At 72.9% G+C, this 13,317-nt stretch carries 15 protein-coding genes; 5 read left to right on the top strand and 10 right to left on the bottom strand.

The genetic code is table 11. The annotated features are described in order from the left end of the window. Nucleotides 1–13 precede the first annotated feature (13 nt). The gene (locus tag ACWEJX_RS10920; RefSeq protein ID WP_451607161.1) at nt 14–451 is read right to left on the bottom strand and encodes an SRPBCC family protein; all 438 of its coding nucleotides are present in this window, start codon (nt 449–451) and stop codon (nt 14–16) included. Nucleotides 452–800: 349 nt separating this feature from the next. Here ACWEJX_RS10920 and ACWEJX_RS10915 point away from each other — a divergent pair, with 349 nt between their 5' ends. Together ACWEJX_RS10915 and lnt are read left to right on the top strand one after the other, a co-directional pair. Continuing rightward, complete coding sequence (locus ACWEJX_RS10915; protein ID WP_451607160.1) at nt 801–1,238, top strand: nuclear transport factor 2 family protein; 438 nt, start codon at nt 801–803, stop codon at nt 1,236–1,238. Nucleotides 1,239–1,429: 191 nt separating this feature from the next. Further along, nucleotides 1,430–3,046, top strand: coding sequence for an apolipoprotein N-acyltransferase (lnt, locus tag ACWEJX_RS10910; RefSeq protein WP_451607159.1), 1,617 nt, complete (start codon nt 1,430–1,432; stop codon nt 3,044–3,046). On the opposite strand, the gene ACWEJX_RS10905 is transcribed toward lnt, so the two are convergent. Continuing rightward, nucleotides 2,991–3,896, bottom strand: coding sequence for a Gfo/Idh/MocA family protein (locus tag ACWEJX_RS10905; protein WP_451607158.1), 906 nt, complete (start codon nt 3,894–3,896; stop codon nt 2,991–2,993). The genes lnt and ACWEJX_RS10905 overlap by 56 nt on opposite strands. 42 nt (nt 3,897–3,938) lie before the next feature. Then, nucleotides 3,939–5,126 carry an FAD-dependent monooxygenase gene (locus ACWEJX_RS10900; RefSeq protein WP_451607157.1) on the bottom strand — a complete coding sequence of 396 codons (1,188 nt, stop codon included), beginning with the start codon at nt 5,124–5,126 and terminating at the stop codon, nt 3,939–3,941. A 93-nt stretch (nt 5,127–5,219) separates the two neighbouring features. Here ACWEJX_RS10900 and ACWEJX_RS10895 point away from each other — a divergent pair, with 93 nt between their 5' ends. The 3 genes from ACWEJX_RS10895 to ACWEJX_RS10885 all read left to right on the top strand — a co-directional run bounded on the left by ACWEJX_RS10895 (nt 5,220) and on the right by ACWEJX_RS10885 (nt 7,144). Next, a complete protein-coding gene (locus ACWEJX_RS10895) occupies nt 5,220–5,894 on the top strand; it encodes a TetR/AcrR family transcriptional regulator (RefSeq protein WP_451607156.1) in 675 nt (224 codons plus the stop codon). A gap of 44 nt (nt 5,895–5,938) precedes the next feature. Continuing rightward, complete coding sequence (locus tag ACWEJX_RS10890) at nt 5,939–6,475, top strand: DinB family protein (RefSeq protein ID WP_451607155.1); 537 nt, start codon at nt 5,939–5,941, stop codon at nt 6,473–6,475. A gap of 195 nt (nt 6,476–6,670) precedes the next feature. Then, complete coding sequence (locus ACWEJX_RS10885) at nt 6,671–7,144, top strand: hypothetical protein (protein ID WP_451607154.1); 474 nt, start codon at nt 6,671–6,673, stop codon at nt 7,142–7,144. Between the two features lie 33 nt (nt 7,145–7,177). Here the strand turns inward: ACWEJX_RS10885 and ACWEJX_RS10880 are convergent, their stop codons facing one another. From ACWEJX_RS10880 to ACWEJX_RS10850, 7 genes are all read right to left on the bottom strand, one after another. Then, a complete protein-coding gene (locus ACWEJX_RS10880) occupies nt 7,178–7,669 on the bottom strand; it encodes a hypothetical protein (protein WP_451607174.1) in 492 nt (163 codons plus the stop codon). 86 nt (nt 7,670–7,755) lie between these two features. Then, complete coding sequence (ung, locus tag ACWEJX_RS10875; protein WP_403789310.1) at nt 7,756–8,439, bottom strand: uracil-DNA glycosylase; 684 nt, start codon at nt 8,437–8,439, stop codon at nt 7,756–7,758. Between the two features lie 104 nt (nt 8,440–8,543). Next, a complete protein-coding gene (locus ACWEJX_RS10870) occupies nt 8,544–10,124 on the bottom strand; it encodes an ABC transporter substrate-binding protein (protein ID WP_451607153.1) in 1,581 nt (526 codons plus the stop codon). Between the two features lie 148 nt (nt 10,125–10,272). Next, the gene (locus ACWEJX_RS10865) at nt 10,273–11,040 is read right to left on the bottom strand and encodes an SDR family oxidoreductase (protein WP_451607152.1); all 768 of its coding nucleotides are present in this window, start codon (nt 11,038–11,040) and stop codon (nt 10,273–10,275) included. A 41-nt stretch (nt 11,041–11,081) separates the two neighbouring features. Next, nucleotides 11,082–11,843 carry a 3-oxoacyl-ACP reductase FabG gene (gene fabG / locus ACWEJX_RS10860; RefSeq protein WP_403789313.1) on the bottom strand — a complete coding sequence of 254 codons (762 nt, stop codon included), beginning with the start codon at nt 11,841–11,843 and terminating at the stop codon, nt 11,082–11,084. Between the two features lie 167 nt (nt 11,844–12,010). Further along, nucleotides 12,011–12,394, bottom strand: coding sequence for a DUF3037 domain-containing protein (locus tag ACWEJX_RS10855; protein ID WP_451607151.1), 384 nt, complete (start codon nt 12,392–12,394; stop codon nt 12,011–12,013). Further along, nucleotides 12,391–13,260, bottom strand: coding sequence for a HipA family kinase (locus ACWEJX_RS10850; RefSeq protein WP_451607150.1), 870 nt, complete (start codon nt 13,258–13,260; stop codon nt 12,391–12,393). The genes ACWEJX_RS10855 and ACWEJX_RS10850 overlap by 4 nt, the downstream gene beginning before the upstream one ends. Nucleotides 13,261–13,317 lie beyond the last annotated feature (57 nt).

Here is a 13,317-nt window from a genome sequence, read left to right as displayed (position 1 = left end):
GTGCGGAGCGGTGTCAGGGGTGCCGCGCCCCGGCGACGAGCGGAAGGCGCGCGGCCACCGCGTCGCCCAGCCGCTCGAACTCCGCGCGCAGGAACGGCTCGGCCAGGCGGGCGAGGCCCTTGAACGCCAGTGACGCCCGATAGGTCAGCCGGGTGGCCGTCCCCTCGTCGGCGAAGCCGAGGTCGTCGGTCGCACGCACGGTCCGGTTCTCCCCGACGAACGACAGCCGCGCGGGCCCGTACTCGGCGAGCTCGTAGTGGAGCTCGGTCTCCCGGCCCCGGAACCGTGAGCTGTTGCGCCACCGGGCACCGGGCCGGACCGGACCGTCGTCGAGCCTTACGCAGCGGACGGTGCCGGGATCCCATTCCTCGGTGTGCGCGAAGTCCGCCAGATAGGCGACGAGTTCGGGCAGCGGACGGCGTACCACGATGACGCGCTCCACAGTGATCACTGTACGGTCCTCCTCCTGTTCCACCGGGTCCGTGGACCTTCCCGGGCACCGGTGCTTCCGGCCGAGCGGCCCCGGCGGATGCGCCCGGAGCCTCGGTTCCCCGCTCCGTCCCGCTCATGGCCCGTCGCTGTCCCGGTGCCCGCCGCCGGGGACCGGTGTGCGCGGGGCGTCCCCGGCCCCGCGGATCCGTCTCCCGATGTGTTCCGCCCGCGAGGGCGGTGCGGATGCGCCGGCGGGACGATGCCGGCGGGCGCGACGGCGGGCGCGGCGCCGGCCGCCGTACCGGGCTCTCCGAATCACCCGCCGCACGGGCCTTGGCCCCGCGCCCGTCAGGCCCGACACTGAGCCGATGACGCAGCGCGTGGATCTCGCGACCGTGATGGACCGGCTCGCCGTCGACGACCTGGTCACCGGCTACGCGATGGCCGTGGACGACTCCGACTGGCCGGCGTACCGGGCGCTCTTCACCCCGGACGGGCGGGCCGACTACCGCGGCTCGGGCGGGATCGAGGGCCCGGCCGCCGAGGTGGCCGACTGGCTCGCCGAGACGATGCGGCTCTTCCCCGTACGCCAGCACCTCATCGTCAACCGTCGGGTCCGCCTCCAGGACCTCGGCGGTTACCCGGGCGACGCGGCGACCGTGCGCGCCGACTATGTGAACCCGATGCGCTTCGAGTCGGGTGCGGACTTCGTGTGCGGCGGGCGGTACGGCTTCACGCTGCGGCGCACGGAGGACGGCTGGAGACTGCGCTCGGTGGTCGTCGAGGAGAAGTGGCGCCGGACGTGACCGGGCCCGGCCCCGCCCGGCCGTCCGAGCCGTCCGACGCATCCGGGCCCTCAAGCGCAACCGGCCCGTCCAGGCCACCCCGCGCCTCCGACGCACCCGAACCCGCCACCGCATCCGAAACCCCCGGCGCGTCCGACCCTCCGGCCGCGCCCCCGCGCGCGCACACTGGAGGCGACTCCTGGAGGCGGGGCATGACCGTCGGCGCGCGCACCGAAGCCACGACCGAGGCCGGCGACAGCGGCGGCGGGCGGTGGTCCGGCGTGCGGCGTTCCGCGTTCGCGCTGGTGCTCGGGGCGCTGCCCGCGCTCGCCTTTCCCGCGCCGTCCCTGTGGTGGTTCGCGTACGTCGCCCTCGTTCCCTGGCTGCTGCTGATCCGTACGGCTCCGAGCGCGCGCCGGGCCGGGTTGGACGGCTGGTCAGGCGGGGTCGGGTTCATGCTGGCGGTGCACCACTGGTTGCTGCCCAGCCTGCATGTGTTCCTGCTGGTGCTCGCCGCCCTCATGGGGCTGCTGTGGCTGCCCTGGGGGCGGCTCGTGCGGGCGATGCTCGGCGGGCAGCCGTCTCCGGGGCGGGCCGCCGCCGCACTCCTGGTCGTCCCCTCCGGCTGGCTGATGGTCGAGCTGGTCCGGTCCTGGCAGGGCCTCGGCGGGCCCTGGGGGCTGCTCGGGGCGAGCCAGTGGCAGGTGCCGCCCGCGCTGCGGCTCGCCTCGGTCGGCGGGGTGTGGCTGGTGAGTCTGCTGGTGGTGGCGGTGAACACGGCCGTCGCCCTGCTGTTCGCCTCGACGGCGCCCGTACGCCGTACCGGCATCGCCGGTCTCACCGGTGGCGCGCTGGCCCTGGGTCTCGTCTGGTGGGGCGTCCCTGCGCCGCGGCTCACCGGCACGGTGCGGATCGCGGTGGTCCAGCCGGGCGTGTACGACCCCGACGGGGCCGGGGTCGCGGGCCTGCGGTTCGGTCGGGGCGAGGCGCTGACCCGGGCGCTGGCCGGGCAGCGGCTCGACCTGGTGGTGTGGGGCGAGAGCAGCGTCGGTGCGGACCTGCGGACCCGGCCGGAGCTCTCGGCCCGGCTCACCTCGCTCGCCCGGCGGGTCGGGGCGCCGGTCCTGGTGAACGTGGACGCGCGCCGCTCCGACCGGCCCGGGATCTACAAGAGCGCGATCCTGGTCGGGCCGGACGGGCCGACGGACGAGCGCTACGACAAGATGCGGCTCGTGCCGTTCGGCGAGTACATCCCGATGCGGCCGATGCTCGGCTGGGCGACCTCGGTCGGCAAGGCGGCGGCCGAGGACCGGCGGCGCGGCACGACGCCGGTGGTGATGACCCTGCCGGCCGCCCCGGGCGGCACGGCGCCCGGCCTGCGGATCGGTCCGCTGATCTGCTTCGAGACGGCCTTTCCCGACATGAGCCGGCGGCTCGCGAACAACGGCGCGGCGGTGCTCGTCGCCCAGTCGTCGACCTCGACCTTCCAGGACAGCTGGGCCCCGGCGCAGCACGCCTCGCTCGGCGCGCTGCGGGCGGCGGAGACGGGCCGCCCGATGGTGCACGCGACGCTGACCGGGGTCAGTGCCGCGTACGGCCCGGACGGGCGGCGTACCGGCCCGGTGCTCGGCACCCGCGCCAGCGCCTCCGCCGTCTACGAACTGCCGCTGTCGGACACCCGGACGCTCTACGACCGGCTGGGCCCCTGGCCGGTGTACGCGGCGGTCCTGGTGCTGCTGGCCACCGCCGCGGCGAGGTGGCTGACGAACCGGCTCAGGACGTCTGGGCGAGGGCCTCGCGGACCACGCGCTCGCACAGCTCGTGGGTGAGCAGGGCGTCCCGCGCGCTGAGCAGCCGCCCCTCGCGTACGGCGTCGAGGAAGGCGTGCACCGCCTGCTCGATGCCGCGCTGACGGGCCACCGGCACCCAGTCGCCGCGCCGCCGCACGGTGGGCTGGCCCTTGTGGTCGACGATCTCGGCGAGGTTGAGGACCTGGCGCTTGGTGTCCTGCCCGGAGACCTCCAGGATCTCCTCGGTGGAGCCGCTCATGTGGTTCATGGTGCCGATGGCGGTGAAGCCGTCGCCGGACAGCTGGAGCACGACGTGGTGCATCAGGCCGTCGCGGATCCGGGCGCGTACGTCGATGTGCTCGACCTCGCCGGGGATCAGGAAGCGCAGGGTGTCGACGACGTGGATGAAGTCGTCGAGGACGAAGGTGCGCGGATCCTCGGGCAGTCCGATCCGGTTCTTCTGCATGAGGATCAGGTCGCGCGGGTGGTCGGCGCACTGGGCGTAGCCGGGCGCGAGGCGGCGGTTGAAGCCGACGGCGAGGCTGACGGCGCGCTTCTCGGCGAGTTCCACGAGCAGTTCGGACTCGGCGTAGTGGTAGGCGAGCGGCTTGTCGACGTACGTGGGCACGCCGGCCTCCAGGAGCCGGGTGACGATTCCGGGGTGCGCGGAGGTGGGGGCGTGCACGAAGGCGGCGTCGAGCCCGGCGGCGAGCAGCGAGTCGAGGTCGCGGTGGCGGCGGCCGGCGGGCACGTGGAAGGTGTCGCCGACGCGGTCGAGGGTGGCGGCGGTGCGGGTCTGGAGGTGGAGCTCGACCCCGGGAAGGGTGGTCAGCACGGGGAGATATGCCTTCTGGGCGATGTCGCCGAGTCCGATGCAGCCGACCTTCACGGGGTCTCCTCCTGGGGGTGGGGGTAGCGGCGTTCGCGCCGGTCAGCTTACGCGCGCGGGCGCGTCGTCGACCGGGGGGTGCCAGTCGGCGATGCCGTCGAAGCCGCGCAGGATCAGTCCGGGGCCGAAGCGGGAGACGGCGGCGGCGAGCGCGTCGCGCAGGACGACCGCGGGTGCGGCGCCGAGCATGGTGGCGCGGCCGGTGCGGGCGGCCCGGCGGACGACGGCGGTGGTACGGGGCAGCCGGTCGGCGGTGTAGGCGGCGAGCGCGCGGTCGACGGGAGCGTCGGTCCGGGCGTGGTGGGCGAGCACGATCGCGTCCTCGACGGCCTGGTTGCCGCCCTGGCCGAGGCTCGGGGTCATGGCGTGGGCGGCGTCACCGAGGAGGGCGGTGCGGCCGTGGTGGAAGGCGGGCAGCGGGTCGATCAGGTGGTGGACGTCATTGCGCAGCACGCCGGCCGGGTCGGCGGCGGCGAGGATCTCGGGCACGGGGTGGTGCCAGTCGCCGAACAGGCGCAGCAGTTCGGCGCGTTCGTCGTCGGGGGCGTGCGCTCCGGCGGGCGCGGTGGCCGCGGCGTACGCGTAGATCCTGCCGTCCTTCAGCGGCTGGGTGCCCCAGAGCCGGCCGCGGCCCCAGGTCTCGTGCGGAGCGAACGGGGCGGCGGGGGCGGGGATGACGGTCCGCCAGGTGGTGAAGCCGGCGTAGCGGGGGCCGGGGTGGGCGGGGAAGAGGGTGCGGCGCAGGGCGGAGCGGATGCCGTCGGCGCCGACGACGAGTTCGGCCGCGAGTTCGCCGTCGGGGGTGGTGAGGCGGGCGGGGCGGTGGGCGTCGCCGGGATCGGCCAGGGCGGCTGCGGCGCCGGTGCGGATGGTGCCCTCGGGGAGTTCGGCGCGCAGCAGGTCGACGAGGGTGGCGCGGTGGAGGACGACGAGCGGGCCGCCGAAGCGTGCGGCGGCGGCCTTGGCGTCGGTCCGGACGAGCCAGCGGCCGTCGGGGCGGCGCATGCCGCCGTCGCCCTGCCAGGCGGCGAGCTCGCGGACCCGGTCGCCGAGGCCGATGACGTCGAGGGCGCGCAGGGCGTTGGGGGCGAGGCCGATGCCGGCGCCGACGGGGGCGAGGGAGGCGGCGCGTTCGAGGACGGTGACGTGCCAGCCGCGGGTGCGCAGGGCGACGGCGGCGGTGAGGCCGCCGATGCCGGCTCCGACGACGACGGCGCGGTGCTGTTCCATGACTCCCCCTCGGGAACTACAGATGTAGTGACGTGTTCGAACGTACTACACCTGTAGTCACCCTGTCAGGCCCGGGTCGGTAGGTTGTCCCCCATGACCGCAGCACCGGCCCCCGACGCACCCGGCACACCACCCGCCACACCACCCGCCACCCCACCCGGCACACCGCACGACGCACCCGGGGCACCGCCCACCCGCGCCGAGCGCATCGGCGACGCCGCCCTCGACCTGCTGGTGGAGCGCGGGATGCGCGGGCTCACCCATCGCGCCGTCGACGAGCGGGCCGGACTCCCCCAGGGCTCCACCTCCAACCACGCCCGCACCCGCCAGGCCCTCCTGGAAACCGCCGTGCGCCGCCAGGTCGAGCTCGAAGCGGCCGTGCTCGCCCCGCACGAGCTGCCGGCGGCCGGCGCCGGACCGGAGGACCTGGTCGACGCCCTCGCGCTCGCGCTGCACCGCTATCTGACGGACCACCGGGCGCTGCTCGTGTCCCGCTACGAGCTCGCCCTGGAGGCCACCCGCCGCCCCGAGCTGCGCTCCTTCTTCGACTCGGCGGGCAGCGTCTTCCACACCCCGCTGATCGCGATGATGCGCGCCGCCGGCTCCCCCGCGCCCGAGCGGCACGCGCTCTCGCTCGTCGCCTGGTGCGAGGGGCTGATGTTCTCCTGCGCCGCCGGGTCCTTCCACGCGGCCGTGCCGGACCGGGCGGAGCTGCGCACCGGGTTCGACGAGCTGCTGCGGGGCATGCTCGGCGGCACCGGCGGCTGAACCCCCGTCAATCCCCTGGCCACGGACCGCGATCGTCGGCCAGGATGCGGAGCATGTTTGCCGAACGCATCGAAACGGACCCGCGCACGCTGCCCGACACCCAGGAGGCGGAGCGCACGGCTCTGGAACAGTGGCTCGACTGGCACCGCCTGACCCTGGCCGTGAAGTGCGCGGGCCTCGACGACGCGCAGCTGCGCACCGCCTCCGCGCCGCCGTCCGACCTCAACCTGCTCGGCCTGGTCCGCCACATGGCCGAGGTCGAGCGCGGCTGGTTCCGGCGGATCCTCACCGGGGAGGAGGTCGGCTGGATCTACGCCACGGAGGAGGACCGGGACCGGGACATCCACGTCACCGACGAGGACACCTGGGAGGAGGCGTACGCCACCTGGCAGGCCGAGATCGAGCAGGCCAGGGCCAACGCGGCCGGCCGCGGTCTCGACGATCTGACCGTGGGCAGGCACCGCTCCGGCCAGACCTTCAACCTGCGGTGGATCTACCTGCACATGATCGAGGAGTACGCCCGCCACAACGGCCACGCGGACCTCATCCGCGAGCGCATCGACGGCGCCACCGGCGACTGAGCGCGAGCGGCCCGGGCGCTCCCGGACACTCCCTGACGCTTCCGGGCGCGGAGCCCTGGGCGCACGCGGCCGGCCCACGCGGTCGGCCCCGCGGTCAGCCCCTGCGGTCAGCCCGCGCCCGGTTGATCACTCGTGCGGGGCATTCCCCGCGAGTAGGGGTTCGCGGAACCGGCCGCGACCAGCAGAGTTGCACGGGTGCATGGAACCAGAACCACAGTGACGCTGCTCGCCGGCGTGGCCGGGATGGCGATGGCCGCCCTCTCCGGCTGCGTCGCCGTCGAACCGTCCCCCGCGGCCCCCGCGCCCGCTCCCGCCGCCTCCTCCGGACCCGCCGGTCAGGACGTCGCGCCCCAGATCGTCCAGGGCCCCGCCCGGGAGGCCCTGGAGGCGGCGATGCCCGATCCCCCGACGCCCGAGCCCCGCTCGACCGTCACCCGCCACCCGGCCGGCGGCCCGGCCCCGGCGCACCGGCACCAGGCCACGAACCCGCGCCCCGACCACGTACCGGGACAGCAGCGCCGGCACCCGGCCGCCGGTATGCCCGAGCTGCCGGAGGTGGCGAAGGCGCCGCACTCCAGGGTCGACGTCTGCGCCCTCGGCGAGGCGTACGGCGGCTGGAGCCCGCGCAGCGAGCAGGCGCGGATCTGCCGGGGCACCTACGGACGCTGAGGCACGGGAGCCGCGGGCAGCGCCGTACGTGCCTCACTGCCCGCGCAACCGCAGCTCCAGGCGCTCGATCGCGGCCCGCACCCCGTTCCCGTACCCGTCGTCGTCCAGGTACGCGGAGGCGGCGCGGGCCCGGTCCAGGTGGACGCGTGCCGCGTCGGGACGGGCCAGCTTCACGTAGTCGGCGGCGAGGTTGAGGTGGAGCGAGGGGTAGAGGGCGCGCAGCGCGGCCGCCGAGTCGTGCCGGGCCAGCCGGTCCTCGTCGAGGCCCTCGGCGGCGGTCAGCGCCCGCAGATCCCAGGCCAGCTCGGTGTCCGGGTCGTCCTGGGCGTCGGCCATGTAGTGCGCGAGCGTGCAGCGGTGCAGCGGGTCGCCGTCCGGTCCGAGCTGCTGCCAGATCGCGCCGAAGCGGTTGCGGGCCTCCTCCCGGTCGCCGCCGTGGAGCAGCATCATCGCCTGCCCGATCCTGGTCATGACGGCATCGTCCGACACCTGCTGCCCGGTCACTACGGCCTCCACGCTGTCCATGCGGTCGCTACGGCCCTCGTACGAGACGGCCGGGGACAAGACTCGGATCCGACGCTAACCGGCGCCGCGCCGGATCCGGGCGAGGCTCAGCCGAGGTCGGGGATGCGCCAGTCGATCGGCTCGTGTCCCTGGGCCGCGACGGCCTTGTCGATCTGAGTGAACGGCGCGGAGCCGAAGAACTTCTTCGCCGACAGCGGCGAGGGGTGGGCGCCCTTCACCACGACGTGCCGCGACTCGTCGATGAGCGGCAGCTTCTTCTGCGCGTAGTTGCCCCACAGCACGAAGACCACCGGGTCGGGGCGGGCGGAGACGGCCGAGATGACGGCGTCGGTGAACTTCTCCCAGCCCTTGCCCTTGTGCGAGTTGGCCTCGCCGGCGCGGACCGTGAGCACCGCGTTGAGCAGCAGCACGCCCTGCTCGGCCCACGGCATCAGATAGCCGTTGTCGGGGATGGGGTGGCCGAGCTCGGCCTGCATCTCCTTGTAGATGTTGCGCAGCGAGGGCGGGGTCTTCACGCCGGGGCGGACGGAGAAGCACAGGCCGTGGCCCTGGCCCTCGCCGTGGTACGGGTCCTGGCCGAGGATCAGGACCTTCACCTTGTCGAACGGGGTGGCGGCGAGGGCGGCGAAGACCTCCTCGCGCGGCGGGTAGACCGGCCCCTTGGCCCGCTCCTCCTCGACGAACTCGGTGAGCTGCGCGAAGTAGGGCTTCTCCAGCTCGGCGCCGAGGACGCCGCGCCAGGACTCGGGCAGCATGTCGGTGTCGGTCACGTCAACAACCTCCGGTGGGCGTTCTTGTTACTCCGAACGAGAACCTACCGGGACCCACTGACAACGCCGCCCGCTCCCTCCTCCTCCGCGGGCTTCCGCGGTTCCTACCAGCTGGTACGGCGGCTGAGCTCCCACATCTGCATGACGGTCTGCGGGTCGAGCGCCCGCTCGCCGCCGCCGATGTCCTCGCTGGCGGCGATGTAGAGCTTGCCCTGCCACAGCGGCAGCAGCCGGACGTCCTGGACCAGGATCTCCTGGGCCTGGTTGAACTCGTCCGTGACGGCCCCGCGGTCACTGACCCGGCGCGACTTGGGCAGCAGGTCGTCGGTGATCTCCGGGCTGATGTACGGGGTGCCGAGGACGTTCTCCTTGCCCACGAAGGGCGCGATGAAGTTGTCCGGGTCGGGGAAGTCGGGGAACCAGCCGCGGCCGAAGACCGGGTACTCGCCGTGCTGGTAGCCGGCCTGGAACTCCTTCCACGGCTTGCCGTGGAGGGTGATCTTGAACAGCCCGGACTCCTCCAGCTGCCGCTTGAGCTCGGCGAACTCGCCGGCGGTGGCGGAGCCGTAACGGTCGGTGGTGTACCAGAAGTCCAGCTCGACGGGCTCGGTGATGCCGGCGCCGCGCAGGATGGCCTTGGCCTTGGAGACGCTGGGCGAGCCGAAGCGGTCGTAGAACTTGGTGGTGTGCCCGGCGATGCCCTTGGGGACCATGGAGTACAGCGGCTCGGCGGTGCCCTGGTAGACCTTGCTGACCAGCTCGTCGCGGTCGACGAGCTGGGCGATGGCCTTGCGCACGGGCAGCTTGGCGACCGCTCCGTCCTTGGCGTTGAAGACCAGGTAGCGGATGTCGGCGCCGGTGGACTCGACGAGCTGGAGGTGCTCGTTCTCCGGCTTGTCGGCCTGGAGGTCGACGACCTCGGCGGCGGTCAGACCGCGGTAGGTGGCGTCGATCTCCTTCTTCTTCAGGGCGGCGACCATCGGCTCGGACTCCTTGAAGTACCGGATGGTCACGCCGCCGTTCTTGCGGTCGGCGAAGCCCTTGTAGCTGGGGTTGGTGTTCAGCCTGGCCTCCTCGCCCTCCTCGTAGGAGTCGAGGACGTACGGGCCGGAGCCCATGAGCTTGCCGTCCTCGCGGAGCTTGTCCGCGGGGTACTCGGCCGGGTCGACGATCGACATGGCCGGGGTGGCGAGGATGAACGGGAAGGTCGCGTCGGGCTTGTTCAGCCGGAAGACCACCGTGCTCGGGTCGGGGACGTCGATCTTGTCGAGCGAGCCGAGCATGCCGTTGGGGCCGCCCTCGACCTTGATGGTGCGGATCCGCTCGATCGAGTACTTGACCGCGTTGGCGTCCAGCTTGTGACCGTTGGAGAAGGTCAGCCCGTCATGGATCGAGCACTCGAAGACCCGGCTGTTGGAATCCGGCTTGAACTGGCAGTCGGCGGCGTCCGGCTTGGGCGCCGCGCTGCCGGTGGGGAAGGCCACGAGCGTCTGGAAGACATTCCGGAAGAGCTCCCAGGAATTGTCCCAGGCGGCCGCGGGGTCGAGCGTCGTGGGAGAACTCGTCGTCCCGACGACGATTCTCTGTTCCGCCGTGGATTCAGCGTCCGAAAAGACACTGCATCCGGACAGGACGGATATGGACGCAAGGGCTGCAGTTGCCTGCAGGCTGGTCCGGTTGAACACGCGCACGCTCCTCGTTCAGCCTGGGGTCGGCAGACGATACCGCAGCGCCCCGCCGGATCAATGACCGACCCTGACGGGGCACTTGAGGCATTCCGCGCGCAACCGGGGCCAAACCGGTCAGGAATTCAGGAAAGTGTCCGGATATCGGTCACTCGACTCCGGAGTTCAGGAAAAGACCGCCGTCGACGACCAGTGTCTGGCCCGTGATCCACTCCGCCTGGGACGAGGTGAGGAAGGCGGCGGCACCGCCGATGTCCTGCGGCTCGCCGAGCCGGCCCAGCGCGTAGCGGGAGGCCGCCTCGGTCTCCCGGCCCTCGTAGAGCGCGGCGGCGAATTTCGTCTTCACGACGGCCGGCGCGATCGAGTTGACCCGGACCAGTGGCGCGAATTCGTGCGCCAGCTGGAGGGTGAGATTGATCATGGCGGCCTTGCTCATTCCGTACGCGCCGATGAACGGCGACGCGGAGAGGCCGGCGATCGAGGCGATGTTCACGATCGCCCCGCCGTGTTCCTTCTGCCAGGCCCGGTAGGTCTGCTGGGCGAAACCGAGCGCCGAGACCACATTCGTCTCGAAGACCTTGCGGGCGACGCCCAGGTCGAGCTCGGCGATCGGGCCGAAGACCGGGTTCGTACCGGCGTTGTTGACCAGGAAGTCGACCCGGCCGAAGGCCGCCATGGTGGCTTCGACCGCGGCGGCCTGGTGGGCCTCGTCGTGGGCCTTGCCGGGCACCGCGATGACCCGGTCGGCGCCGAGCCGCTCCACGGCCTCCTTGAGGGCCTCCTCGCCGCGTCCGGTGATGCAGACCCGGTCGCCGCGGGCGACCAGGGCCTCGGCGACGCCGTAGCCGATGCCCCGGCTGGCGCCGGTGACCAGGGCGACCTTGCCCGAGAGCTCGGGCAGCTGCTTCGCGCTCATGTCCTTGACTCCTCTGCCTCTGTCTCCTCTCGCGCCGCGCGTCAGTTGAGCGGGCCGCCGGCCACGTACATGACCTGGCCGGAGACGAACCCGGCGTCGTCGCCCGTGAAGAAGGCGATGGCGTTGGCGACGTCCTCGGGACGGCCGACGCGCTGCACCGGGATCATGGAGGCGGCGGCCGCCTGGAACTCCTCGAAGCCCATGCCGACCCGCTCGGCGGTCTGCGCGGTCATCTCGGTGACGATGAAGCCGGGGGCGACGGCGTTGGCGGTGATGCCGAACTTGCCGAGCTCCTTGGCGAGGGTCTTGGTGAAGCCCTGCAGACCGGCCTTGACGGCGGAGTAGTTGGCCTGGCCGCGGTTGCCGAGGGCCGAGGAGGAGGAGAGCGAGACGATCCGGCCGAAGCCGGCGTCCACCATGTGCTTCTGGACGGCCTTGGCCATCAGGAACGCGCCCTTGAGGTGCACGTTCATCACGATGTCCCAGTCCGACTCGGACATCTTGAAGAGCAGGTTGTCGCGGAGCACGCCCGCGTTGTTGACGAGGATCGTCGGCGCGCCGAGTTCGGCGGCGACGCGCGCGACCGCGGCCTCCACCTGGGCGCTGTCGGAGACGTCGCAGCCGACGGCGAGCGCGCGGCCGCCCGCGGCGGTGATCTTCTCGACGGTGTCCTTGCAGGCCGCCTCGTCGAGGTCGAGCACGGCGACGGCGCGGCCCTCGGCCGCGAGCCGGATCGCGGTGGCGGCGCCGATGCCCCGCGCCGCACCGGTGACGACGGCTACGCGCTGCTCGGTGGTGGACATGCTTGTTCTCCTCGCCCTTGGATCGTCCCTGGATACGGTCCGTACCCCGCGGTCGGCTCGCGCTCCCGCACATGAGCAACCGCTTAGTAGGTCCGCAGACGAGACGCTAGAAGCCCTGGCACCCGGTGTCAACGGCCCACCGGGTGCACCGGGCCGCGCGCGGGGGCTCAGCGCACGAGCAGGTCGAGCAGGCGTTCCACCTCGGCCTCGGGATCGGCCGTCAGACCGGTGTGCACGGGGCCGGGCTGGACCACCGTCGAGCGCGGCGCGATCAGCCAGCGGAAGCGCCGGCCGGCGTCGTCGCGGGCGGCCTGTCCGGCGGCGTCCCCACCCAGGCAGACGCCCTCGACCGCGTGCAGCGCGGCCCGTACGCCGGTGACGTCGGCGTCCGGGTCGAGCGCGGAGAGCTTGGCCTCGTCCAGATGGGTGCGCGCGGCCACGAAGGACCGGGCCCGGCAGTAGACGACCACGCCGGCGTTGAAGCACTCGCCGCGCTCGACGCGGGGCACGACGCGCAGCAGCGCGTACTCGAAGACATCGCGGTCGGTCACGTGGTGCTGTCCTTCTCGGTGCTGTCCTTCTGGGCGCCGTCCTTCTGGGCGGAGCGCGGGGCGAGGCGGTCGGCGAGCCAGCCGGGCGGCTGCTGGGGCCGCCGCTCGGTGCGGGGGCCGAGGGTGATCCGCTCGTGGATGGTCGCCGCGCGCGGCAGCAGCGCCTCCACGTAGGCCGCCCGCAGCTCGTCCGTGCTCGCGAAGCCGGGCTCGTCGACCAGCCACTCGTCGGGCACGTCGGCCGCCACCTCGGTGAGCAGCTCGCGGGTGACGAGTGGTGCGAGCTCGGCCGCCGCGGCCGCGATGTCGGGCCCGAAGGGCGCGAGGGCGTGGTCGGAGGCGTCGTAGGGCTTGGCGGCGGACGCCTGGGCGCCGGGCCAGTTGTGGTGCCAGATCATGGTGGCGCCGTGGTCGATGAGCCACAGCTCGCCGTGCCAGACCAGCATGTTGGGGTTGCGCCAGGACCGGTCGACGTTGTTGATCACGGCGTCGAACCAGACCACCTTCCCGGCCTCCTTCGGGTCGACCTCGTACGCGAGCGGGTCGAAGCCGAGCGAGCCGGGCAGGAAGTCCATCCCGAGGTTCAGCCCGCCGCTCGCCTTCAGCAGCTCCTGCACCTCCTGGTCCGGCTCCGAGAGCCCGATCACCGGATCCAGCTGGATCGCCACCAGCTCCGGCACCCTGAGCCCCAGCCGCCGGGCCAGCTGCCCGCAGATCACCTCGGCGACGAGGGTCTTGCGCCCCTGGCCGGCGCCGGTGAACTTCATGACGTACGTGCCGAGATCGTCGGCCTCGACGATCCCGGGGAGCGAGCCGCCCTCACGCAGGGGCGTGACATAGCGGGTCGCTACGACCTCTTGCAACACTTTCCCAGGCCACCCATCTCTTCAACCTTGCAATCCACGGAAGGCTTCTCCGGAGCG

It is taken from the genome of Streptomyces sp. NPDC004788, assembly GCF_053601115.1.
The sequence above is the reverse complement of the archived record's forward strand: the minus strand, read 5'-3'. Positions and strand labels throughout refer to the sequence as shown.

Excerpts from the sequence above, each read along its gene's own strand:
- fabG (WP_403789313.1), bottom strand. The coding sequence starts at position 11,843 with ATGTCCACCACCGAGCAGCGCGTAGCCGTCGTCACCGGTGCGGCGCGG.
- ACWEJX_RS10895 (WP_451607156.1), top strand. The coding sequence starts at position 5,220 with ATGACCGCAGCACCGGCCCCCGACGCACCCGGCACACCACCCGCCACA.
- ACWEJX_RS10865 (WP_451607152.1), bottom strand. The coding sequence starts at position 11,040 with ATGAGCGCGAAGCAGCTGCCCGAGCTCTCGGGCAAGGTCGCCCTGGTC.
- ACWEJX_RS10900 (WP_451607157.1), bottom strand. The coding sequence starts at position 5,126 with ATGGAACAGCACCGCGCCGTCGTCGTCGGAGCCGGCATCGGCGGCCTC.
- lnt (WP_451607159.1), top strand. The coding sequence starts at position 1,430 with ATGACCGTCGGCGCGCGCACCGAAGCCACGACCGAGGCCGGCGACAGC.
- ACWEJX_RS10890 (WP_451607155.1), top strand. The coding sequence starts at position 5,939 with ATGCGGAGCATGTTTGCCGAACGCATCGAAACGGACCCGCGCACGCTG.
- ACWEJX_RS10880 (WP_451607174.1), bottom strand. The coding sequence starts at position 7,669 with ATGGACAGCGTGGAGGCCGTAGTGACCGGGCAGCAGGTGTCGGACGAT.
- ACWEJX_RS10915 (WP_451607160.1), top strand. The coding sequence starts at position 801 with ATGACGCAGCGCGTGGATCTCGCGACCGTGATGGACCGGCTCGCCGTC.